Origin of the sequence: Vicingus serpentipes, assembly GCF_007993035.1 — a bacterium.
Classification (GTDB): Bacteria; Bacteroidota; Bacteroidia; order Flavobacteriales_E; family Vicingaceae; genus Vicingus; species Vicingus serpentipes.
In genome coordinates this window covers 250,122-272,554 of sequence record NZ_VOOS01000002.1, presented here as the reverse complement: position 1 = coordinate 272,554, position 22,433 = coordinate 250,122, and the positions used below count along the sequence as shown (strand labels likewise).

Below are 22,433 nucleotides of genomic sequence, written 5' to 3'. Positions count from 1 at the left end.
TTTTTGTTTTATGAATTTGTAATCACTTTTTCAACTCTTTCTGGATGATCTAGTTTTGAAAGTGTTAAACGGACTATACTATCTTTTAGGGCAGTTAAATCGTGAGGAACATGACCTTCTAAAGTAATAATGTCGCCTTTATTTAATTGATGTGTTTTTTCTTCAACTCCAAAATTAATTTCTCCTTCTAAAATATTAACAATAATAGGGAAAGGAGCCTTATGCTCTTTCATAATTTGACCCTTCTTTAACAGTATTCTTATTTCTTTAGAAAATGATGTTTCTAAAATTACTTTGGTCACAATTTTATTGTCGTTAAAATCTAAATTTTTAATAAATGATTCAATTTTCATGGCTGGTTTTAGTTTAGTTAAAAGTTAGTAAAATTTTAGGGCTTAAAACTTATTTTGTATCATTTCTTTAATCTTAATTGCTTTTTCAAAATGGTCGAGCTTATGTTTTATTATCCACCATTCTGCAACTTCCATTAGTAACTCTGGATTATCGTTTTTATTAGCGAAAAAAGCATAAAATGAAAGTCCTACATTTTCACCTTTCTTCTCAATCTTTTCATCTCAAATATTAATGATATGTTGTCTTATTGTTGGATTCATTTTAAAGGATGTTTATGTAGTAACAACTGAATAAAGTGCATATGTACTTTATTCGCATTATACGTTTAACCAAATTTTGTTATTTGTTAGCTTTTATTCTACATAAAAAAACCCTTAATCGTTTTTCGATTAAGGGCTTTTAAAAATTTTAATTTTGTTATGCTTCTACACTTACGATTGGTCCAGCAGCAACAAGTGCTTTACCTTCAGCGTTGTCAGTATATTTTTCGAAGTTTTTCACGAATAAAGCAGCTAATTTATTTGCTTTTTCATTCCATTCTTCTTTGTTTGAATAAGTATCTCTTGGATCTAAAATAGCTGGATCAACACCAGGTAAAGAAGTAGGTACTTCTAAATTAAATACAGGAATAGTCTTTGTTTCTGCTTTTTCGATAGAACCATCTAAAATAGCATTAATAATACCTCTTGTATCTTTTATAGAAATACGTTTTCCGCTTCCATTCCATCCAGTGTTAACTAAATAAGCTTCAGCTCCATTAGCTTCCATTTTTTTAACTAATTCCTCACCATATTTTGTTGGGTGTAAAGTTAAAAATGCAGCACCAAAACATGCTGAGAAAGTAGGAGTTGGTTCTGTGACACCTCTTTCAGTTCCAGCTAATTTAGCTGTAAACCCTGATAAGAAGTGATATTTAGTTTGGTCTGGAGTTAATTTAGAAACTGGAGGTAAAGTTCCAAATGCATCAGCCGAAAGGAAAATTACTTTTTTAGCAGGACCAGCTTTAGAAACTGGAGTCACTATATTTTCAATGTGATAAATTGGGTAAGAAACTCTTGTGTTTTCAGTTACAGAATTATCTGTAAAATCAATTTTTCCATTTGCATCAACAGTTACGTTTTCTAATAATGCATTTCGTTTTATTGCTCCATAAATTTCTGGCTCAGAATCTTTATCTAAGTTAATTGTTTTTGCATAACAACCACCTTCAAAGTTAAAAATACCTTCGTCATCCCATCCGTGCTCATCATCACCTATTAGTTGTCTGCTTGCATCAGTAGATAGGGTAGTTTTTCCTGTTCCTGATAAACCAAAAAATACTGCAGTATCTCCATCAGAACCAACGTTAGCTGAACAGTGCATAGAAGCCATTCCTTTTAAAGGTAAATAATAGTTCATCATTGCGAACATTCCTTTTTTCATTTCTCCACCATACCAACTACCACCAATTAATTGCATTTTTTCGGTTAAATTAAAAACTACAAAGTTTTCAGAATTTAATCCGTGTTCTTGCCATTTTTTGTTAGTTGTTTTAGAACCATTTAAAACAATAAAATCAGGTTCACCAAAGTTTTTTAATTCTTCTTCAGTTGGTCTGATAAACATGTTTTTAACAAAGTGAGCCTGCCAAGCAACTTCTACAATAAAACGAACTTTTAATCTAGTGTTTTCGTTTGCACCACAAAATGCATCTACAATAAATAATGTTTTTTCAGATAGTTGATTTGTAACTGTAGCTTTTAAATCATTCCAAACTGCTTGAGTAGTAGGTTTATTGTCGTTTTTTGCAGCATCAGAGTTCCACCAAATTGTATCTTTAGTTGTATCATCTTTTACAATGTATTTGTCTTTTGGAGATCTTCCAGTAAACTCGCCAGTCATAACATTAATGGCATCAAGTTCTGTTTTGTGTCCAGCTTCAAATCCTTTTAAAGATGGGTCAGTTTCATATTCGTATAATTTTTCATACGAAGGATTGTAAATGATTTCTTTAATTCCCTTAATACCTATATCATTTAATGATTTGGTAATAGATTCTCCACTAAATTCCATAATTTATTTTATATGTTTTTAATATTTGATACGTATCCAAAAGCTTATTTTACTTAGGATGTGCAAATTTCATATTCCTTTTTTATTTATGAAAGAATTTTCGAATGTTTTATAAACAGTTGATTATTGATTTTTTATGTGAACCATGTCTGTATCACCTATTGTTTCTTTAACGAAGCTTAAAAAGGCTTTTTTCTGGCTTGTTGATAAGTTTTTAAGGTTAAAGTTAAGGTTTGTTTCTCCTTCACGCCCCCAGTGCGAAATATCAGGTGTAATGTCTACTTTATTTGTAGAATTAAATTTAGCTAATCCATCTTCAAATGTTGTTTTTAGCTTATGGTCGATTCCTGCACCTTTACTTATAAATTCTAAAACTAAATCATAAGATTTTGTTTGTTCAGTTTGCTCAGTTTGTTTCGCATTTGCCATATCATCACTTTTAGTAGCTTTTTCCCCATTTTTACAAGCGATTAAGCTTACAGCAGATAAAATAAAAATTAACTTTTTCATATTGTTTAGTTTAAGTTGTATAATGCAGAGTATTTCTTTTTAGCATACTCCATAAAATATTTAAAATTAAGTTTTTCTCCAGTAATTTTAATACATAATTCATCAGCTGCAAATAATCTGCCATGTTTATGAATTTTCTCTCTTAACCAATTTAATAGTGGAGCTAAATTACCTTCTTTAATTAGTTCATCTAAGTTGTTAATATCTTTAGATGCTTGATTGTAAAATTGAGCGGCATAAAAACTACCTATAGAGTAGGTTGGGAAGTAACCAAAGCTTCCGTGCGACCAATGAATATCCTGTAAAACTCCCATCGAATCACTAGGAACATCAACACCTAAATATGCTTTATATTTTTCATTCCAAATTCTTGGTAAATCAGCAACTTCAATTGTTCCTCCAATTAAATCCTTTTCAATTTCATACCTTATTAATACATGAAAATGATAAGTTAATTCATCAGCATTAGTTCTTATTAAAGAAGGTTTTACAATATTCATTGCTTTGTAAAAATCTTCAGCTGAGTAGTTGTTTAAATTTTCGGGAAATATATTCTGTAGTCTAGCAAAGTTATGCTTCCAGTAATTTAAACTTCTACCTAAATTGTTTTCATATAAACGAGATTGAGATTCGTGTAAACCTAATGATAAATAAGAACCAGCAGGTAATCCATAATTATCGTCTAATAATCCTTGTTCATAAAGAGCATGCCCGCCTTCGTGAATACTACTCCATAAAATTTCACTTAAATCGTTTTCATTTACACGAGTTGTTACCCTTACATCTTTTGAGCTAAAGGTTGTTGTAAATGGGTGAGTAGATAAATCTTGTCTTCCAGATTTAAAGTTGTAACCCATTTGAGCTAATAATTCTTCGGTAAAAGCAAGTTGTTTTGTAGTTTCGTATTTCTGAAACATCAAGCTTTCATCATTTTGTGGAGCTGAAGCAATTTTAGCAACAAACTCTACCAATTGATGTTTTACATCTTTAAAAAGTATATCTAAATCTTTAACTGTTGCTCCTGGCTCGTATAAATCCAACTGAGCGTTGTAAGGATGGTTTTCGTAACCATATAATTCACATTCTTCACGTTTTAACTTAACAAGTTCTTCTAGCTTAGGCGCAAAAATGCTAAAGTCATTTTTAGATCTAGCTTCGTTCCAAGCAACAAAACTTTCAGAAATAGTTTTACTCATTTGGGTTACAAAAGCACCATTTAGTTTGGTACTTTTTTTATATGCTTTTAAAGATTCACTAACATTTCTTTTTTGAATATCAGTTAAATCTTCATTTTTCAATTTTTCTAAAACTTCTCCAAATTTCTTTTCAGTTGACAATTCGTGATGAATGCCTGCAAGTGTTGCAATTTGTTGAGCTCTTCGAGGAGCACTGTTTTCAGGCATAAAAACTTCTTGGTCCCAGTTTAAAACTGAAATAGAATGTTCTAGGTCTGCAATTTTTTGAGAATGAGTGATGTAATAGTTGTAGTTTTCCATTTGACAAAAATAGAATATTTCTTGTTTTTATGAACGGTTATCGTATTTCTAATGAATTTCATTATTTTCGTTTTCTAAAATAAAAATCATGAAGAGAATAGTTTTTAGTATTACTTTATTAGTAGGTGTTGTTTTATCCTTATCAGCTCAAGAGTTAAAAGATGTAAGCATAGAAAACATTTGGAAAGATTATAGTTTTTATTCGAGAACTGTAAATGGACTTAGATCAATGAATGATGGCTTAAACTATACATCTTTGGTTAGAACAAAAGAGGGTAATAATTTAGTTAAATATTCATATGCTGATGCTAATAAAATTGATGTTGTAATTGATAATTCTAAATTAACATTTGATGAAAAAGTGATTAAAATTGATGATTATGAGTTTAGTGCTGATGAGTCAAAAATATTAATCGCCTCAAATACCGAAAGTATATACCGTCACTCTTCAAAATCAGATTATTACATTTATGAAAATAATTCACAAAAATTAGAAAAATTAACACAGGGTGAAAAACAGATGTATGCTACTTTTTCTCCAAAAGCGAATAAGGTGGCTTATGTAAAAGCAAATAATATCTATTTTAAAGATTTAACATCAAATACAGAAATTCAAATAACAAAAGATGGTAAAAAAGGGTCTGTAATTAATGGAGCCTCTGATTGGGTTTATGAAGAAGAGTTGGTTTTAGTGAAGGCTTTTGAGTGGTCGCCTGATGGTAGTAAAATTGCATTTTATAAGTTTGATGAAAGTGAAGTAAAGGAGTGGAGTATGAAATATTACGATAATCTTTACCCAACTGAAGAACGATTTAAATATCCAAAAGCTGGGGAGGCTAATTCTAAAGTAGAAATTTATATTTACGATATAACAACCCAAAAATTAGAAAAAGCAAACATTGAAGGAGAGTATGAATATGTAATTAGAATTAATTGGACTAACGATTCTAAAGGGATAGCTATTCAAACGATGAACAGACATCAAAGTAATTTGAAAATGCACTTGGTAGATGTTTCTTCAAATACAGATAAAATTATATTCGAAGAGTTGCATGATAAATATGTTGAAGTTCCTACAACCATCTTTTTAACTTCAAAGAATCAATTTATCATTACAAGTGAAAAGGATGGTTATAATCATATGTACTTATATGATATTTCAGGAAAACTACTTAATCAAATAACCAAAGGAAATTGGGAAGTAACTGATATTTATGGGGTAGAAGAAAAATCAGGCACAGTTTATTATCAATCTACTGAGCTAAGTGCAATTTCTAGAACTGTTTACAGTATTAAGTTAAATTGTAGTTCTAAAAAGAAGTTAAGTACTAAATCTGGTTTTAACGAAGCTGAGTTTAGTGCTTCTTATAAATATTTTATAAATACAAATTCTACAGCTAAATCACCTCATTATGTTTCTGTTAATGATAACAAAGGAAAAGAATTAAGAATGTTACTGGATAATAAAACTACAGTTGAGAAACTTAAAACGTTTAATCTTTCAAAAAAAGAATTTTCTACAATTAATATAAATGGACAAGAATTAAATACTTGGTCGATTAAACCTAAAGATTTTGATGAAACTAAAAAATATCCATTGTTTATGTTTGTTTACGGTGGTGATGGAAATCAAACTGTAAAAGATGAATGGGATAGCTTTAATAATTTTTGGTTTGAACATCTGGCTTCGAAAGGATATATGGTAGTCTCAGTTGATAATAGAGGGACAGAAGGTAATGGTGCTGAATTTAGAAAAACAATTTATAAGCAATTGGGGAAATATGAAACTGAAGATCAGATTGAAGTTGCCAAATATTATGCTGGTTTGCCATACATTGATGGGAGTAGAATAGGAATTTTTGGATGGAGTTTTGGTGGTTATTTATCAACTTCATGTTTGTTAAAAGGTGCTGATGTTTTTAAAACGGCTATTGCAGTTGCCCCTGTTACAAACTGGAGATATTACGATAATATTTATACAGAGCGTTACATGCAAACTCCTCAAGAAAATGAGAAAGGATATGATGAAAACTCACCAATTAACCATGTAGAAAAATTAAAAGGAAATTATTTATTAATTCATGGAATGGCTGATGATAATGTACATTATCAAAATACAGCTGAAATGGTAAATGCTTTAATAAAAGCTAACAAACAGTTTACACAATTTAGTTATCCAAATAAAAACCATGGTATTTACGGAGGAAATACGAGACTACATTTGTATAATTTAATGACTGATTATTTATTGAATAATCTCTAAATAATTTATTGCTAATTTTAAAAACTTTAATTCTTAAAAATATATTTTAAATGGAAAATAATAATGTACCAACTATTTTAGGTCATCCAGCAGGATTATTTACTTTGTTCTTTACTGAAATGTGGGAGCGTTTTTCTTACTACGGAATGCGTGCTTTATTAGTGCTTTTTTTAGTAAGTGGATTAGATGATGGAGGATGGGCTTGGAGTAATGAAGAAGCAGCTAAGTTATATGCAATGTACACTGGGTTAGTTTATATAACTCCAATTTTTGGTGGATTACTAGCCGATAAATTATTAGGATACAGAAAAGCAGTAGTAGTCGGAGCAGTTTTAATGACTGCTGGACACGCAGCTATGGCAATGGAAACAGAAGCTTTCTTCTATTTAGGATTAACCTTGTTGATTTTAGGTAATGGTGCTTTTAAACCAAATGTTTCTTCAATTGTAGGAGGTTTATACCCTTTAGGCAGCGATAAAAAAGATGGAGCTTACACTATTTTTTATATGGGTATTAATGCTGGAGCATTTTTAGGTATTCTTTTATGTGGTTATATTGGAGAGAAAGTAGGATGGAGCTATGGTTTTGGATTAGCTGGAATTTTTATGTTTGTTGGTATGATTCAATTCTGGTTTGGTCAAGGCATTTTTGGAAATGTTGGTTTAAGTCCTAAACAAAAATTAGCTAGTGATAGATTAGCTGTTCATGAAGGGGTTTCTGTTGTTGATAAAGAAGTAAAAGAAGGTGAAAATGAAGAAGGAAATTCTCCAGTAGTAGTAAGAGATAGATTAGTGGTAATTGGAATTTTAGCATTTTTCACGATTTTCTTTTGGTGGGCATTTGAGCAAGCAGGAAGTAGTATGACGATATTTGCTAAGGATTATACACAAAGAACTTTGTCTGGTGGTGGAGCAACAATTTTTAAATGGGTAAATACAATTTTAACAGTTGTACCGTTAGCAATTATTACATGGGTTTTAGCTATGTTGTTTGGTAAAACAGTTAAAAAATATCCAATTTCAGTGGTTGCTTTAGGTGCAAGTTTTGCAGCAATTTGGGCAATAGCTATATGGATGTTAGTTAGGGAGTTTAATGCAGAAAGTTCAGAAGTTCCAGCGTCTTGGTTTGGTATTTTAAATTCATTATTTATTATCCTTTTTGCACCAATGTTTTCTAAGTTATGGGAGAGTAAATACAATCCGTCAGCATCTATAAAATTTGCTTTAGGTTTAATTTTGTTAGGTATTGGGTTTGGTGTTTTAGCTTTTGGTGCTTCAGGAATAGAAAGTGGTGCAACTACAGCTTCTGTAAGCATGATTTGGTTAATAATGGCTTATTTATTACATACTTTAGGTGAATTAGTATTATCTCCAGTAGGTTTGTCTTACGTAAGTAAATTAGCTCCTGCTAAATTAGTGGGTATGATGTTTGGTTTATGGTTTACTGCAACAGCAATAGCTAATTTCTTTGGAGGTATTACAGCTAGTTATATTGATAAAATAAGTGAAGAGTATTCAATGGCAGTATTCTTTATGATTTTCTTTATTATACCAATCGCTGCTGGGTTAGTTTTAATTGCATTAACTCCAATGATTAAAAAGAAAATGCACGGAATACATTAAACGGTATAGTTGTTGTTATAACTTGAAAAAAATAATTACAAGATGAAAAAAATATTAGTACTTACATTAGTTGTTTTAGCTGCAAATCTATCTTTTGCTCAAGATGGCGTTTTAACATATAAAGCTGAAGCAGAAGGTTGGTTAGTTGATATTAATGAAGCTTACGCAGTATCTCAAAAAACAGGAAAGCCAATTATGGCAAACTTTACTGGTAGTGATTGGTGCGGTTGGTGTAAAAAATTAAAAGCAGAAGTTTTTGATACACCTGAGTTTAAAAAGTGGGCTGAAAAAACAGTTGTTTTAGTTGAATTAGATTTTCCAAGAAGAAAAGTAATTCCAGAAAACATAAAGCAACAAAATGCCGGATTACAGCAGGCTTTTCAAGTTACTGGTTACCCTACAATATGGGTGTTTGATATGGGGAAGGATGATAAAGGGCAATATACTATTAATGCTCTAGGTAAAACAGGATATGTAAGAGGAACTGCAGCTTTTACCAAAGGTGTTGATGACATGATAAAAAAAGGAGCTAGTAATTGAAAGTAGCTTTTAAAAGAAACAAAAAATCCCGAACTAATTTTTTAGTTCGGGATTTTTTTTATGATTAGGAATAAATCAATTATCCGTTAAATCTAGCATTAACTTCATCCCAATTAATTACATTAAAAAATGCATTAATATAATCAGGTCTTCTGTTTTGGTAGTTTAAGTAATAAGCATGTTCCCATACATCTAAACCTAATACTGGAGTTCCAGTACAACCAACACCTGGCATTAAAGGATTATCTTGATTTGGAGTAGAACATACTTCTAATTTTCCGTCTTTCACACAAAGCCATGCCCATCCAGAACCAAATCTTGTTGCAGCAGCTTTAGAAAATTCATCTTTAAATGCTTCGTAAGATCCAAAAGCAGCATCGATTGCACCAGCAATAGCTCCAGTTGGGTTTCCTCCACCATTAGGAGACATTACTTTCCAAAATAAATCGTGGTTGTAATATCCACCTCCATTATTTCTAACAGCACCATTGTTCATATCTAAGTTAGTTAGAATATCTTCAATAGATTTTCCTTCTAAATCAGTTCCTGCAATAGCATTGTTTAAATTATTTGTGTATCCAGCATGGTGTTTTCCATGGTGTATTTCCATTGTTCTTGCATCAATATGCGGTTCTAATGCATCGTATGCGTAAGGTAATTGTGGTAATTCAAAAGCCATTTTAAAATGTTTTTATTAAGTGATTAAAAATGGAGATTGACATATTCAATCTCCAATATTATTTTATTTAGTTTTTAGAAAGGTAATCAGCAATACCATCATGAGTAGCTGTTAATCCTTCTTTTCCTTTTACCCAGTTTGCTGGACAAACTTCTCCATTTTCTTCTAGATGTTGTAATGAATCTACCATTCTAATAGCTTCATCAACATTTCTTCCTAAAGGTAAATCGTTTACCAATTGGTGTCTTACTTTTCCTTCTCGATCAATTAAGAATAAACCTCTGTAAGCAATTAATTCTCCTGTTGCAATCATTTCCCCTTCATCATTCCAATCTAATTCTCCTGCTAGAACATCATAGTTCATTGAAATTGTTTTGTTAGTGTCAGCAACAATTGGGTAAGTAATACCTTTAATTCCTCCATGATTTTTTTCCATTTGCAACCATCCCCAGTGAGATTGTTCAGTATCTGTAGATACGGCAACTAATTCAACATTTCTGCTTTTAAATTCAGCTAATTTTTCTTGAAAAGCAAATAATTCAGTTGGGCAAACAAATGTAAAATCTTTTGGGTAAAAGAATAAAATCACATATTTACCTTTAAATTGTTCTAAAGTAAAATCATTTACAATGTTTCCACCATCTATAACAGCTGAAGCTGAGAAACCTGGTGCTTGTCTTCCTACTAGTACACTCATTTTTTAATTTTTATTAGTTAAACATTTATTACATTTTCCTTTTAGATGAATGTGAGTTTCATCTATTTTAAAGTTTTCAAGTTCATTATAAAGTAAGCTTGAAAAATCAATTTCTATATCATAGATATGGCCACAGTCATCGCATTTAAAATGGCCATGACTTTCAGTAATAGCATCATATCTTACTTCATTATCTTCAATCGTTACCGTTGATGTTATTCCTTTATCTACAAATAGTTTTAGAGTGTTGTAAACTGTTGTTTTTGATAATGTTGGAATGTTGCCAACTAAGTTCTTATAAATAATATCAACGGTAGGATGGTTCATCTCTGAATATAAATATTCAAAAATTTTAATCCTCTGATAACTCGGTTTTATATCGTGAGTTAATAAATGGTTAGGTATATTCATTTTATATTAATTATAAAATTGTAACGATTACAAATTTAAGAAGAATACATGAATTATACATTGCTTAACTGTTAAAAAAATATAAAAGATGTAAACAATCAATTAACAAAAAAGTGTTTAAAAATAGTTGGTAAGTTAAAGTAGATGCAGCTAGAATTAAAGGTACTTTTAATTTACTTTGTAATATCTCAATTTATCCAAACGAATGGAATTAACTTTTTACGGACATGCTTGTTTTTCAGTAAAAGTAAATGGTAAGACACTATTGTTTGACCCATTTATTACCCCTAATGAAAAAGCAAAACATATTGATGTAAATTCAATTCAGGCAGATTATATCTTGATTTCTCATGGACATGAAGATCATATTGCAGACGTTGAAACTATTGCAAAAAGAACTGGAGCAAAAATCGTTTCTAATTTTGAAATTGTCTCATGGTTTAATGGAAAGGGATTAGAAAATGGGCATCCAATGAATTTTGGAGGTTCATGGAATTTTGATTTTGGGAAAGTAAAATATGTTAAAGCCGATCATTCTAGCGTAATGCCAGATGGAGCTTATGGAGGTAATCCAGGAGGATTTATAATTTCAACTGATAAAGGTAATTTTTATTATGCTGGAGATACTGCATTACATTTGGATATGAAATTGACTGGTGAATACCAAAAATTGGATTTTGCCGTTTTACCAATCGGTGACAATTTTACAATGGGAATTGACGATGCCGTAATAGCTGCTGATTTTATTAAATGTGATAAAATTATAGGAGTTCATTATGATACATTCGGGTATATAGAAATTAACAAAGAAGAAGCAATACAAAAATTTTCTGAAAAGAATAAAGAATTACTTTTAATAGAAATAGGTAAAACAATTAATATTTAAATCAATACGATTAACCAAATTATAACATGGGAAAAATAATTGCCATATCAAATCAAAAAGGTGGAGTAGGAAAAACAACCACAGCTATTAATTTAGCAGCAGGGTTGGGTGTTTTAGAATATAAAGTTCTTTTGGTTGATGCTGATCCCCAAGCCAATTCTACTTCTGGGGTTGGATTCGATCCTAGAAACATTAAAAATAGCATTTACGAATGCTTAATTAATGAAATTGAACCTAAAGATGCTATTTTACACACGGATTCACCAAACTTAGATATATTACCTGCTCATATCGATTTAGTTGGAGCTGAAATAGAATTAATAAACTTACCTAATCGTGAGAAAATGATGCGTGCATCATTGGCTTTAATTAAAGATGATTATGATTTTATTATTATTGATTGTTCTCCATCATTAGGATTAATTACTATAAATTCTTTAACAGCTGCAGATTCTGTTATTATTCCTATTCAGTGTGAATATTTTGCATTAGAAGGTTTAGGGAAATTATTGAACACAATCAAGATTGTTCAATCAAGACTAAACCCAGATTTAGACATTGAAGGTTTGTTGTTAACAATGTATGATATTCGTTTAAGATTATCAAACCAAGTAGTGGAAGAAGTGAAAACGCACTTTCAACAAATGATGTTTGATACGATTATTCAACGAAATACAAAATTAGGTGAAGCTCCAAGTCATGGTCAAACTATTATTATGCATGACATGAGCTGTAAAGGTGCTATCAATTATTTAAATTTAGCTAGAGAAATTCTTCAGAAAAATGGTATGACTAAAATGTCTGAAGAGGAGAAAACAATAATTTTAGAAGATGAGTAAAAAGCCAGCGTTAGGAAGAGGTTTAGGAGCATTATTACAGAGTGCTGAGACTGATATTACATCAAATAAATTAGAAGAAACTCCAGCAATAGTTGGTTCTGTTTCAACTTTACCAATTGAATATATAGAAGCGAATCCATTTCAGCCAAGAACTCAATTTGAGAAAGAAGCTTTATTAGAATTAGCTGATTCAATTAGTGAACTAGGAATTATTCAGCCTGTAACTGTTCGTAAGTTAGGTTATGGAAAATATCAGCTTATTTCTGGTGAAAGAAGATTTAGAGCTTCGCAAATTGCAGGATTAACAGAAATACCTGCTTTTATTAGAATTGCAAATGACCAAGAAATGCTAGAGATGGCATTGGTTGAAAATATACAAAGAGAAAACTTAGATGCAGTTGAAGTTGCTTTTAGTTATCAAAAATTAATTGAAGAATGTAACTTAACACAAGAGAAGTTAAGTGAAAGAGTTGGTAAAAAACGTTCAACTGTAGCAAATTATCTTCGTCTTTTAAAATTACCTGCTGAAATACAATTGGCTATTCGTACTAAAGATATTTCTATGGGACATGCTCGTGCCATCGTAAATATTGAAGACGACAAAAAACAATTAGCTATATATAAAAGAGTAGTTAAAGAAGGGTTATCTGTAAGACAGGTAGAGGAAATTGTAAAAGGAAAAAAGGATGATAAAGTGGCAGAATTCAAAAAAGGAACAAATTCTGCTTTAACATTTACCCAACAAAAAATTCAAGAAGATTTAACATCTTTCTTAAAATCTGATGTTCAGTTGCAAAGTAACAGTAGAGGTAGAGGAAAGATTGTTATACCTTTTACTTCAGAAGATCAGTTAGAAAGAATTGTTGAGCTTTTAGGCTTGTAACTATTATTGTGAGTTTTTTTACAAAACATAACTTCATTTTAATTTTTTGCTTTTTTACAACGGCATCAACTTTGTTTAGTCAAAATACTTTTGAATCAGACACTATTGCAGTTGATTCGGTTAAAATAAGAAAGCATTCTCCAACTTTAGCTACGCTGTTAAGTACTGCAATTCCTGGTGCAGGTCAAGTTTACAATAAAAAGTATTGGAAAGTACCAATCATTTATGCAGGAATGGGAACTTCATTATACTTTGCTTTTTCAAATCATTCTAATTATAAAAAATATAAAGAAGCTTATGTGACTAGGTTGGATGAAGATGAAACAACAATTGATGAATTTGATGGTTTGCTAACAGATGAAAACTTAAGGACAAATATGGATGCTTATCGTCGGAATCGTGATTATTCATATATTATAGCGGGTTTGTTCTATGTGATGAATATTGTTGATGCAACCGTTGATGCTCATTTGTTTTCATTTCCAGTAAATGATAATTTAACGTTTCACTTTGAGCCAAGTATTCAGTTGACGCAAAATAATCAAATAAGCAATGGATTTCGATTGGTTATCAAATTATAACCATTTATCATACCTTTGAACCGATAATGTAAAATCAATACAAAAAGATAATAAACTACCTCAACTTTAGGTTTTAAATAGATGAAAATAGCAATAATAGGATATGGCAAAATGGGAAAAGAGATTGAAAAAATCGCTTTAGAAAGAGGTCATTCAGTTCCTTTAAAAATATCTTCACAAAACCTTAAAGAATTTTCAAAAGAAAATTTAGAAAAATGTGATGCAGCTATTGATTTTACAACTCCAGATTTAGCGGTGGGTAATATTTATAAATGCTTTGATGCAAATTTGCCAATTGTAGTTGGTACTACTGGATGGTATGCTTCTTTTAATGAGGTTATTCAGAAGTGTGCTAAGCATAACCAAACAATATTGCATGCTACTAATTGTAGTTTAGGAGTTAATTTATTTTTTGAGTTAAACAAGAAGTTAGCGAAGTTAATGAGTACTCAAAACGATTACGATGTTAAAATTGAAGAAATACATCATACTCAAAAATTAGATGCGCCTAGTGGAACAGCAATAACCTTAGCAGAAGGGTTGATTGAAAATTATTCTCAAAAAAATACTTGGAAGTGCGATCAAGAGGTAGGAGAGAATGAGTTGTTAATTAATGCTATTCGTGAAGAAAATGTACCAGGCACACACGCAATAAAATATAGTTCAGAAATAGACGAAATAGAAATAAAACATACAGCACACAATAGGAAAGGGTTTGCAAAAGGAGCGGTAATTGCTGCTGAATATATTGCGAATAAAAAAGGTGTTTTCTCTATGAATGATGTGTTGTTTAATTAGAAAAAATAAATAAACTATGGAAATTAGTATACCAGTATTTATCGTTTTAGCGATTATTTATTTTGTAGCAGCTCATATTGGCTTATACAAAATGTTTCAAAAATTGGGGTTTAAAGGATATGAAATATTAATTCCATTTTATGGAACTCATTTAGCTGTAAAAACAATTAAAAAATCTTTTTGGTGGACGATCATTTATTATGTTCCGTTTTTAGGTTTTGTAGTTTGGATGGGAATTATAGTTGAATTGATGAAATTGTTTGGTAAAGTTAAGTTCTCTGAACACTTTTTAGGAGTCGTATTTGCTGGTATTTATTTACCATACATTGCTTTTCAAGATGATTTTAAATTTATAGGATATGAAGAAGCAGCGAAGTATAAAAAAACAAAGAAAAGAGAATGGGCGGATGCTATTGTATTTGCTGTTATTGCAGCAACTTTAATTAGAGGATTGTATATGGAGGCATTTACAATACCAACTTCATCTATGGAGCAAAAATTATTAGTTGGAGATTTCTTGTTTGTAAACAAAATGGCTTATGGAGCAAGAATTCCGAATACTCCTGTAAGTTTTCCTTTTACACATCATAGTTTCCCAGAATGGGTTCCTATAGTAGGAGGTAGTCAGTCTTATACAGATTTGATTAAGTTCCCTTATACAAAGCTGCCAGCAATGGGAGATGTTGAACGTAACGATTGTGTAGTATTTAATTTCCCGGCTGGAGATACTGTGGCATTAGAGCATCAAAATCAAGTTTACGACCAATTGGTTAGAGATTATGGGCGTGATTTTGTTTGGAATAATTTTACAATTAAAGGTCGTCCGGCAGATAAGCAAGAAAACTATATTAAACGATGTGTTGGTTTACCAGGTGATAAATTACAAATTGTTGATACAAAACTGATGATAAATGATGCACCTGCTTATTTCGATGAGAATGCACAGTTTACCTATAAGGTTGTAACCGACGGTACAGGGTTTAATGAAAAAATGTTGCAGAAAAAAGGCATTACTACGGAGCCAGTTCAAAAAATATCTGATTATGGTGAGTATGAATTAACTTTAACTGATGAAGCAGTTGAAAAGGTTAAGCAATTTTCTTATGTGAAGTCTATTGAAAGAAATATAGAACCATTAGGTTATGTATATAAATTTCAGAATCAACCTGTTTTCCCAAATGATACAGCCTACAATTGGACACGAGATAATTTTGGTCCAATGGTAATTCCTGCTAAAGGAATGACAGTAGAATTGAATTTAAACAACTTGCCTCTATACAAAAGAATTATTCATAATTACGAGAAGCATGAATTAAAAGTAACTGATGGTAAAATTTACATTGATGGAGTGGAGGCTACATCTTATACTTTTGCAATGGATTATTACTGGATGATGGGAGATAACCGTCATAACTCATTAGATTCTCGTTATTGGGGATTTGTTCCTGAAGACCATATTGTTGGTAAAGCTGTATTTGTATGGTTATCTTACGATGCTCAATTAGGAAGAATAAGATGGGAGAGGTTGTTTTCATTAGTTCATTAATTTGAAACTAATTAAAGTTATAAAAGATTGGATTAAAGCATTAACACTTGCCTTAATAACTGTAATGGCTATTAAGGCTTTTTTCTTTGAAGTGTTTACTATTCCTTCATCCTCTATGGAGAAAACACTTTTGCCAGGAGATGTTATTTTAGTAAATAAACTGACTTACGGTGTTCGATTGCCAGTTACTCCATTAACATTTCCATTAAGTCATCAATATTTACCATTCTTTACTGAATTAAAATCTTTTATAGATGCTATTCAATTGCCTTATTTACGCTTTTTTGAGTCATCTTTAAAACACAATGATGTTGTAGTTTTTAATTATCCAATTGAGGATGAGTTTCCTGTTGATCATCGTTCTTATTATATTAAACGTTGTGTTGGTTTACCAGGAGATACTTTAAAAATAGAGAATAAAGCAGTTTATATCAATCACCAAAAGCAAGTTACATTACCAAAAATGTTGTTTAATTATAAGGTAGTTACCAATACTTTAATTTCTAATGACACATTAATAAAGTATAATATTACTGAAGGTGGATTGGATGGGTTAAAAAATCATTGGGAGTTTACTATGACTGATTCGGTTGCAAAAGTGTTGCAAAAACAAGATTACGTTGTATCACTAAAAAAAATTGAAATAGACCCAAATTCTTTTGCCGATTATATATTCCCTTACCATGAATTTTATGGATGGAATATAGATTATTTTGGAGAAGTAATAGTTCCTAAAAAAGGTGTTGAAGTTAAGCTTGATAACAATAATATCCATTTGTATAAACGAATTATCGAAGTTTATGAAGAAAATGAATTGGATATTTTAGAAAACAAGTTTATCATTAATGGTGATGAAACTGAGTTTTATACCTTTAAAATGGGCTATTACTTTATGATGGGAGATAATCGTCACAATAGTTCTGATTCTCGATTTTGGGGTTTTTTGCCCGAAGATCATATTTTAGGAAAAGCACAAACAATTCTATTTTCAGCTAACAAAACAGGTGCAGGAGAAAAATACCGATGGAATAGGTTATTTAAGAATATCGAGTGATTTGTTAGGATTTCAACAATAATCAAAATTTTTACAGCTAAAAAAAAATTTTTAAATCCATTAGTTAAATAGTTTTACTATCAAACTAAACTATTTAAACAATGAAAAAACTATTAATTAGTATTATCACACTGTGTTGTGGTGTTCAACTTTACGGACAAGCTTTTAATTTTAATGAACCTATTGTTTTAGGTTATTTTCCATCTTGGTCAGAAAGCTGGGCAGCTACAGGTCAAAACTCTAAATTAAGAGAAGTTCCTGCTCTTGTAAACTTTGTATTTCTCTCTTTTGCAAAACCAGATTTAACCTATTTAAAAGGTTCATATGATATATCAGGAACAGGAATAGAAGTTCCTTATGATGGGTGTTCATTAAAAGAAAGTGTTTCAGCTCTTAAAGACAGAGGGATACATGTAATTCTATCAATAGGGGGAGAAACATTTTGGAATAGTAGTTCGGTCTATAATAATATTAACTATCAACAAATAAAAGATTTGGTAGATGATATGGGTTTTGTTGGAATTGATTGGGATTTTGAACCTAATGGTTCTTTTGGAAATATTGGAAACACTACAAATGTTCAACACTTCATCGATTTTTTCACGAATTCGAGAGCTTTGATGCCTAAAAATGAAGGTTATATTTTAGCATGCGCACCAGCAGGTGTAGGTGCTTTAGGTGGTCAAACTAATGATGATGCGGCATCTCCTTATGCTTATGCAAATAGAAATAGTTTAACTGGAGAAACCGATGCAAACTTGTATAACGGAACTGTATCAACAAATGGAATTAACTTGTTTGGTTTTTCATCTACAGGTCATATGATACCTGTAATGCAGGCAGTGGGCGATAAAATAGATTTAATTGCTTTTCAAGGTTATAATACTGGTGCAAGTACCAATAGAAGCATTATGTATGATGCTTATGCTTACTATGCAGAAATTTATGGTTTTAAGGTTGCAGCAGGCGTTCATTTTCCAAATGAACCTTGGGGGCCTTATTATACTTATACACACACTAATGTTGCATCATTGTCAGAGCATATTTCAGCTCATCCAAATAGAGTAGGTGATAATGATGGAATAATGATTTGGCAAGTATTATTAGCAGATGCATCAAGTTCAGGTTATTCGTATTTAAATGTAGCGAGTAAAGTTCTAAATGGGGTTGCTGAATCTACTGCAGTTGCAGATGCTAATGATTATTCACTTGTTACCTATACGGGTGGCTCTACTGGTTGTACTTCAGGTGGAGGAGGTGGAAACACATATTGTGGTGTTAGTGAGTATGATGTTAGTCTGAGTTATCCTACAGCTGGAACTCAAGTTTATGCAAACTGTAAAGTTTGGGAAAACCAATGGTGGGCAAACCCCGGAGAATCACCAGGTTCTAATAGCGTTTGGTTAGAAGTAAATGATTGTTCAGAAGGGGCAGGTTGTACAGTAGGTATTAATGAAATGGAAACTGAAAATGAATTTACTTTTTTTGTAGCTAAAAACCGATTAACATTTATCTCTAATAAAGAGGAAGTAAGAAATATTAAAATCTATAGCTTACAAGGTCGGTTGATTGAAGATTTAATGGTAGGTAAAGGAAATAATACGGTTATGTTATCTAAAATAAATAATACAGGTGTTTATATTTTACAATTTGAAGGTATTAATCAACTGATTACTAAAAAAGCTTTTTTGGAGTAGTTAAGTAAAAAGATGATGAAGTGGTTGAGTAATAGAGATTATTGAAAAATGATACTCACTTTATTGCTCAATCACTTTTTATTCAATAATCAAAACAATCAACTTCTTTAACTTCGCCAGCGTTTAAATTCTCTAGTTTTATATTGCCAATACGAACACGAACTAACCGAAGTGTGGGAAAACCTACTGCCGCAGTCATTTTACGAACTTGACGAAACTTACCTTCGTTCACAGTAATGGAAACCCAACTTGTAGGGCCGTGTCTATCGTCTCTAATTTTTTTGTTTCTTTTCGGTAAATCAGGTGTATTGGTTAATCGAAAAGCAGTACAAGGTAGGGTAGTGTATTTTTCTCCTTCTATTCCAATTTCCACACCATTTTGCAATTGTTCAACTGCTTCAAAAGTTATATTTCCATTAACTTGTGCATAATACTCTTTCTCTACTTTTTTACTACGAATGGCTTCACTCATTTTTCCATCGGTAGTTAATAATAACAAACCTTCCGAAGCCTCATCTAATCTTCCAATTGCCATTGTTCCTTCAGTAAAATCAAACAATTCGCCTAATAGCTTTTTTTTATGCCCTGCATTCTCAGTAAGCTGACTAATGTAGCCATCGGGTTTATATAAGATGTAATGGTGGTGCATTATGATTTTGCTGTTGTTAATTTATGTATCATTCCGTTAAAAATGAATCCATGAAATGGAAGTACTGCATACCAATATAATCTACCTGTAAGTCCTAAAGGTCTAAAAGTTGCTGTCTGTGTTAATTTATTATCCTTAACTCTAAATTCAAGCCATGCTTCTCCGGGTAATTTCATTTCTGCATAAAGCACTAAAATTCCTTCACTTTTATTAGCATATAAAACTCTCCAAAAATCCAATGCATCTCCAGTATTTATTGAGTCTGATGATGTTCTACCTCTTCTAAGCCCAACACCTCCAAAGAGTTTGTCTATAAAACCACGTAGTTTCCATAACCAGTTTCCATAATACCAGCCATTTTCTCCTCCAATACTCCAAATCTTATTAATAGTATTCTCTCGGTTTGTTATAGTACGCTCTTTAATATCTTTAAAACAACCAAAAGTTGGAATTTGAATAAAGTCAGAAATATTAAAAACAAACTCACTACTTATAAAAGCATCTTTCCAGCTTGAAATCACTTCATTTCTTTCGATCTTGCTAAAAGCTTTCTCAATTGAATCTTCGTAAGATATAGGTTCAATATTTAATAGCTTGTTAATTTTGTTGTTTCGGCATACGACTTCAATTTTCATGCTGTTTACTAAAGCAATAGCTAACTTGTAAGAAGTCGATGTAACAAAGTAGAGCCAGTATGAAGATAGCTTAGGAGTCATTACAGGAACTATGTAGATTAGTCGTTTTAAATTTCTTTTCTTCCCTAGAATCAAAAGCATGTCTTTATAAGACAAAATATCAGGACCTCCAATATCAAAATTTTCATTAAATGTTTTAGGGTTAAAAATAGATTTTGAAAGAAATTTAATGACATCTGAAATTCCTATTGGTTGACATTTTGTGTTTAACCATTTAGGAGTTACCATTATTGGTAGTTTTTCCACTAAATCCCTCATAATTTCAAAAGATGCACTTCCTGATCCTATTATTATTCCAGCTCTTAAAGTTGTAAAATTATATTTGCCCTTACTTAGTTCTGTTTCAACATTTTTCCTAGATATTAAGTGTTTTGATAATTCAGTTTCATTAACAATTCCGCTTAAATATACAACATGGTTTACTTTTGTTTCATTTAAAGTAAGTCTAAAATTCTTTGCTGATTCACTTTCTAGCCTATTATAATTTGAAGAAGTTGACATGGAATGAACTAAATAATAAGCACCGTCAATATCTTTTGGTATTACATTTAAAGATTCTTTATCTAATAAATCAGCTTGAATAATTTTAATTCTTGATTTTATTGACTCAGGCGGATTAAATCTATTAATATCTCTTACACAGCAAATAACATCATGTCCAGACTCAATTAATACCGGTAGTAGTCTTTTTCCTATATATCCAGATGCTCCAGTTAAGAGTATTTTCATATTGTATTTACTTTCATTTTTTTATACAAATCTACAACTTGTTTAGTCTCTAAAACATCGTGCACACGCAATATGTTAGCGCCTTTGCTTAATGCTAAAGTGTTTAAAGTAGTAGTGCCATTTAAAGCTTCTTGTGGTGTGGTTTTTATTACTTTGTTTATCATCGATTTACGAGAGAAACCAACTAAAACAGGTAATTCTAAAATTTCAAAATCTGCTAAGTGGTTAAGTAATTCATAATTGTGTTCAATCGTTTTACCAAAACCAAAACCAGGGTCAATAATAATATCGTTAATGCCTAGTTTGTTTAATTCATTTACTTTTTTGGCAAAAAAATCAATTACTTCAAGTGTTACATTTTTATAAGTAGGTTTTTCTTGCATGGTTTGAGGTGTGCCTTGCATGTGCATAATAATATAAGGCACTTGCAATTCTTTTACGGTTGCAAACATGTTGGCATCCATATTTCCAGCCGAAATATCGTTAATTATTGCTGCACCAGCATTAATAGCTTGTTTGGCAACGTTACTTCTAAACGTATCTATCGAAATTATTATCTCAGGAAATTGTTTTATTAATAATTTAATAATAGGAATAACCCGATCTAATTCATCTTTTTCACTTACTTCTGCAGCTCCTGGTCGAGAAGAATAACCACCAATATCAATTATAGTAGCGCCATCGCTTAGCATTTTTTGTACTTTTTCTATAATCTCTTGGTTGTTATTTAATAAACCACCATCAAAAAAAGAGTCAGGAGTAAGGTTTAGTATCCCCATAACTACCAATTCGTCTAAATTTAGCAGTTTGCCTTTACAGTTTATTGTATTTTTTTTCAAAAAAAATGTATCTTGCGTCGTTTCTATGGTTAACATAATTAAAGATCAATAATGAGTAATACTTCTGAACAATACGATTCAATAATAAAGATTTGTAGCGACATTTTTACAAAAAAAATGAAAGATTATGGTAGTGCTTGGCGAATTTTAAGAACAAGTTCGCTAACCGATCAAATTTTTATTAAGGCAAAACGTATCAGAAGTATTGAAGAGAAAGGAATGAGTAAGGTTGATGAAGGTGTTCGTTCAGAATATATTGGTATTGTTAACTATTGCATTATGGCGTTGGTTCAATTAGAGTTGGGTTATAATGAAAATACAGAACTGGCTTTTGATGAAGCTAAAAACCTTTACGATAAACATTTTATAGCTGCTAAAAGCTTAATGGAGAATAAAAATCATGATTATGATGAGGCGTGGAGAGATATGCGTTTAAGTTCGTTAACCGATTTAATTTTAATGAAATTGTTGCGAACAAAACAAATAGAAGATAACGATGGTAAAACCTTAATTTCAGAAGGGATTGATGCCAATTATTCTGACATGATTAATTATGCTGTTTTTGCATTGATTAAAATTGAAGAGCAAAAGTAAAGCTTGGTTAAAAAAGCGT

At 31.0% G+C, this 22,433-nt stretch carries 23 protein-coding genes; 12 read left to right on the top strand and 11 right to left on the bottom strand.

Annotation, left to right across the window (positions count from 1 at the left end):
- Positions 1–8: 8 nt before the first annotated feature.
- The 5 genes from FRY74_RS05180 to FRY74_RS05165 form a co-directional block, all read right to left on the bottom strand.
- A complete protein-coding gene (locus FRY74_RS05180) occupies positions 9–353 on the bottom strand; it encodes a cupin domain-containing protein (RefSeq protein ID WP_147099295.1) in 345 nt (114 codons plus the stop codon).
- Positions 354–395: 42 nt separating this feature from the next.
- Complete coding sequence (locus FRY74_RS13005; RefSeq protein ID WP_223265838.1) at positions 396–566, bottom strand: DUF6500 family protein; 171 nt, start codon at positions 564–566, stop codon at positions 396–398.
- 205 nt (positions 567–771) lie between these two features.
- Positions 772–2,406 (bottom strand): phosphoenolpyruvate carboxykinase (ATP), encoded by a 1,635-nt coding sequence (gene pckA / locus FRY74_RS05175; RefSeq protein WP_147099293.1) that lies wholly within the window; start codon positions 2,404–2,406, stop codon positions 772–774.
- 123 nt (positions 2,407–2,529) lie between these two features.
- Positions 2,530–2,916, bottom strand: a complete 387-nt coding sequence (locus FRY74_RS05170; protein WP_147099292.1) for a hypothetical protein — start codon at positions 2,914–2,916, stop codon at positions 2,530–2,532.
- 5 nt (positions 2,917–2,921) lie between these two features.
- A complete protein-coding gene (locus FRY74_RS05165) occupies positions 2,922–4,412 on the bottom strand; it encodes a carboxypeptidase M32 (RefSeq protein ID WP_147099290.1) in 1,491 nt (496 codons plus the stop codon).
- A gap of 88 nt (positions 4,413–4,500) precedes the next feature.
- Between FRY74_RS05165 and FRY74_RS05160 the strand changes: the two genes are divergently transcribed.
- From FRY74_RS05160 to FRY74_RS05150, 3 genes are read left to right on the top strand one after another with little or no spacing between them, the layout of a single operon-like run.
- A complete protein-coding gene (locus FRY74_RS05160; protein WP_147099288.1) occupies positions 4,501–6,675 on the top strand; it encodes a S9 family peptidase in 2,175 nt (724 codons plus the stop codon).
- A gap of 50 nt (positions 6,676–6,725) precedes the next feature.
- Positions 6,726–8,297 carry a peptide MFS transporter gene (locus tag FRY74_RS05155; protein ID WP_147099287.1) on the top strand — a complete coding sequence of 524 codons (1,572 nt, stop codon included), beginning with the start codon at positions 6,726–6,728 and terminating at the stop codon, positions 8,295–8,297.
- A 42-nt stretch (positions 8,298–8,339) separates the two neighbouring features.
- Positions 8,340–8,837 (top strand): thioredoxin family protein, encoded by a 498-nt coding sequence (locus FRY74_RS05150; protein ID WP_147099285.1) that lies wholly within the window; start codon positions 8,340–8,342, stop codon positions 8,835–8,837.
- A 79-nt stretch (positions 8,838–8,916) separates the two neighbouring features.
- Here FRY74_RS05150 and FRY74_RS05145 read toward each other — a convergent pair whose 3' ends face one another.
- The 3 genes from FRY74_RS05145 to FRY74_RS05135 all read right to left on the bottom strand — a co-directional run bounded on the left by FRY74_RS05145 (position 8,917) and on the right by FRY74_RS05135 (position 10,624).
- Positions 8,917–9,516, bottom strand: coding sequence for a superoxide dismutase (locus FRY74_RS05145; RefSeq protein WP_147099284.1), 600 nt, complete (start codon positions 9,514–9,516; stop codon positions 8,917–8,919).
- 67 nt (positions 9,517–9,583) lie between these two features.
- Entirely contained in the window at positions 9,584–10,213 is a 630-nt protein-coding gene (locus FRY74_RS05140) for a peroxiredoxin (RefSeq protein WP_147099282.1), read from the bottom strand.
- A 3-nt stretch (positions 10,214–10,216) separates the two neighbouring features.
- Entirely contained in the window at positions 10,217–10,624 is a 408-nt protein-coding gene (locus FRY74_RS05135; RefSeq protein ID WP_147099280.1) for a Fur family transcriptional regulator, read from the bottom strand.
- Positions 10,625–10,829: 205 nt separating this feature from the next.
- Between FRY74_RS05135 and FRY74_RS05130 the strand changes: the two genes are divergently transcribed.
- The 8 genes from FRY74_RS05130 (at position 10,830) to FRY74_RS05095 (ending at position 18,908) form a co-directional block, all read left to right on the top strand.
- Positions 10,830–11,510, top strand: a complete 681-nt coding sequence (locus FRY74_RS05130; RefSeq protein ID WP_147099279.1) for a metal-dependent hydrolase — start codon at positions 10,830–10,832, stop codon at positions 11,508–11,510.
- A 26-nt stretch (positions 11,511–11,536) separates the two neighbouring features.
- Positions 11,537–12,349 carry a ParA family protein gene (locus tag FRY74_RS05125; protein WP_147099277.1) on the top strand — a complete coding sequence of 271 codons (813 nt, stop codon included), beginning with the start codon at positions 11,537–11,539 and terminating at the stop codon, positions 12,347–12,349.
- Positions 12,342–13,232, top strand: a complete 891-nt coding sequence (locus FRY74_RS05120) for a ParB/RepB/Spo0J family partition protein (protein ID WP_147099276.1) — start codon at positions 12,342–12,344, stop codon at positions 13,230–13,232. Before FRY74_RS05125 ends, FRY74_RS05120 begins: the two co-directional genes overlap by 8 nt.
- Positions 13,233–13,303: 71 nt before the next feature.
- Entirely contained in the window at positions 13,304–13,813 is a 510-nt protein-coding gene (locus tag FRY74_RS05115; protein ID WP_170227950.1) for a DUF5683 domain-containing protein, read from the top strand.
- Positions 13,814–13,894: 81 nt separating this feature from the next.
- On the top strand, positions 13,895–14,611 hold the full coding sequence (gene dapB / locus FRY74_RS05110) for a 4-hydroxy-tetrahydrodipicolinate reductase (RefSeq protein ID WP_147099273.1): 717 nt from the start codon (positions 13,895–13,897) through the stop codon (positions 14,609–14,611).
- A 16-nt stretch (positions 14,612–14,627) separates the two neighbouring features.
- On the top strand, positions 14,628–16,157 hold the full coding sequence (gene lepB, locus FRY74_RS05105) for a signal peptidase I (RefSeq protein WP_223265829.1): 1,530 nt from the start codon (positions 14,628–14,630) through the stop codon (positions 16,155–16,157).
- Between the two features lies 1 nt (position 16,158).
- Complete coding sequence (gene lepB / locus FRY74_RS05100) at positions 16,159–17,211, top strand: signal peptidase I (protein ID WP_147099272.1); 1,053 nt, start codon at positions 16,159–16,161, stop codon at positions 17,209–17,211.
- 101 nt (positions 17,212–17,312) lie between these two features.
- The gene (locus FRY74_RS05095) at positions 17,313–18,908 is read left to right on the top strand and encodes a T9SS type A sorting domain-containing protein (protein ID WP_147099270.1); all 1,596 of its coding nucleotides are present in this window, start codon (positions 17,313–17,315) and stop codon (positions 18,906–18,908) included.
- 82 nt (positions 18,909–18,990) lie between these two features.
- Here FRY74_RS05095 and FRY74_RS05090 read toward each other — a convergent pair whose 3' ends face one another.
- The 3 genes from FRY74_RS05090 to folP are packed head-to-tail and all read right to left on the bottom strand — an operon-like array spanning position 18,991 to position 21,820.
- Complete coding sequence (locus FRY74_RS05090; protein ID WP_147099269.1) at positions 18,991–19,557, bottom strand: pseudouridine synthase; 567 nt, start codon at positions 19,555–19,557, stop codon at positions 18,991–18,993.
- Positions 19,557–20,981 (bottom strand): SDR family oxidoreductase, encoded by a 1,425-nt coding sequence (locus FRY74_RS05085; RefSeq protein ID WP_147099268.1) that lies wholly within the window; start codon positions 20,979–20,981, stop codon positions 19,557–19,559. Before FRY74_RS05085 ends, FRY74_RS05090 begins: the two co-directional genes overlap by 1 nt.
- Positions 20,978–21,820 carry a dihydropteroate synthase gene (gene folP, locus FRY74_RS05080; RefSeq protein WP_317132194.1) on the bottom strand — a complete coding sequence of 281 codons (843 nt, stop codon included), beginning with the start codon at positions 21,818–21,820 and terminating at the stop codon, positions 20,978–20,980. Before folP ends, FRY74_RS05085 begins: the two co-directional genes overlap by 4 nt.
- 51 nt (positions 21,821–21,871) lie before the next feature.
- Between folP and FRY74_RS05075 the strand changes: the two genes are divergently transcribed.
- On the top strand, positions 21,872–22,414 hold the full coding sequence (locus FRY74_RS05075) for a DUF1599 domain-containing protein (protein WP_147099265.1): 543 nt from the start codon (positions 21,872–21,874) through the stop codon (positions 22,412–22,414).
- Positions 22,415–22,433 lie beyond the last annotated feature (19 nt).

Bases quoted from the DNA above. Each gene is read 5' to 3' on its own strand.
- FRY74_RS05150 (WP_147099285.1), top strand. From the start codon at position 8,340: ATGAAAAAAATATTAGTACTTACATTAGTTGTTTTAGCTGCAAATCTA.
- FRY74_RS05095 (WP_147099270.1), top strand. From the start codon at position 17,313: ATGAAAAAACTATTAATTAGTATTATCACACTGTGTTGTGGTGTTCAA.
- FRY74_RS05135 (WP_147099280.1), bottom strand. From the start codon at position 10,624: ATGAATATACCTAACCATTTATTAACTCACGATATAAAACCGAGTTAT.
- FRY74_RS05075 (WP_147099265.1), top strand. From the start codon at position 21,872: ATGAGTAATACTTCTGAACAATACGATTCAATAATAAAGATTTGTAGC.
- FRY74_RS05125 (WP_147099277.1), top strand. From the start codon at position 11,537: ATGGGAAAAATAATTGCCATATCAAATCAAAAAGGTGGAGTAGGAAAA.
- FRY74_RS05145 (WP_147099284.1), bottom strand. From the start codon at position 9,516: ATGGCTTTTGAATTACCACAATTACCTTACGCATACGATGCATTAGAA.
- dapB (WP_147099273.1), top strand. From the start codon at position 13,895: ATGAAAATAGCAATAATAGGATATGGCAAAATGGGAAAAGAGATTGAA.
- FRY74_RS05180 (WP_147099295.1), bottom strand. From the start codon at position 353: ATGAAAATTGAATCATTTATTAAAAATTTAGATTTTAACGACAATAAA.
- FRY74_RS05160 (WP_147099288.1), top strand. From the start codon at position 4,501: ATGAAGAGAATAGTTTTTAGTATTACTTTATTAGTAGGTGTTGTTTTA.
- FRY74_RS05155 (WP_147099287.1), top strand. From the start codon at position 6,726: ATGGAAAATAATAATGTACCAACTATTTTAGGTCATCCAGCAGGATTA.
- FRY74_RS05120 (WP_147099276.1), top strand. From the start codon at position 12,342: ATGAGTAAAAAGCCAGCGTTAGGAAGAGGTTTAGGAGCATTATTACAG.
- pckA (WP_147099293.1), bottom strand. From the start codon at position 2,406: ATGGAATTTAGTGGAGAATCTATTACCAAATCATTAAATGATATAGGT.
- FRY74_RS05090 (WP_147099269.1), bottom strand. From the start codon at position 19,557: ATGCACCACCATTACATCTTATATAAACCCGATGGCTACATTAGTCAG.
- FRY74_RS05085 (WP_147099268.1), bottom strand. From the start codon at position 20,981: ATGAAAATACTCTTAACTGGAGCATCTGGATATATAGGAAAAAGACTA.
- lepB (WP_223265829.1), top strand. From the start codon at position 14,628: ATGGAAATTAGTATACCAGTATTTATCGTTTTAGCGATTATTTATTTT.
- FRY74_RS05140 (WP_147099282.1), bottom strand. From the start codon at position 10,213: ATGAGTGTACTAGTAGGAAGACAAGCACCAGGTTTCTCAGCTTCAGCT.
- FRY74_RS05170 (WP_147099292.1), bottom strand. From the start codon at position 2,916: ATGAAAAAGTTAATTTTTATTTTATCTGCTGTAAGCTTAATCGCTTGT.
- FRY74_RS05165 (WP_147099290.1), bottom strand. From the start codon at position 4,412: ATGGAAAACTACAACTATTACATCACTCATTCTCAAAAAATTGCAGAC.
- FRY74_RS05130 (WP_147099279.1), top strand. From the start codon at position 10,830: ATGGAATTAACTTTTTACGGACATGCTTGTTTTTCAGTAAAAGTAAAT.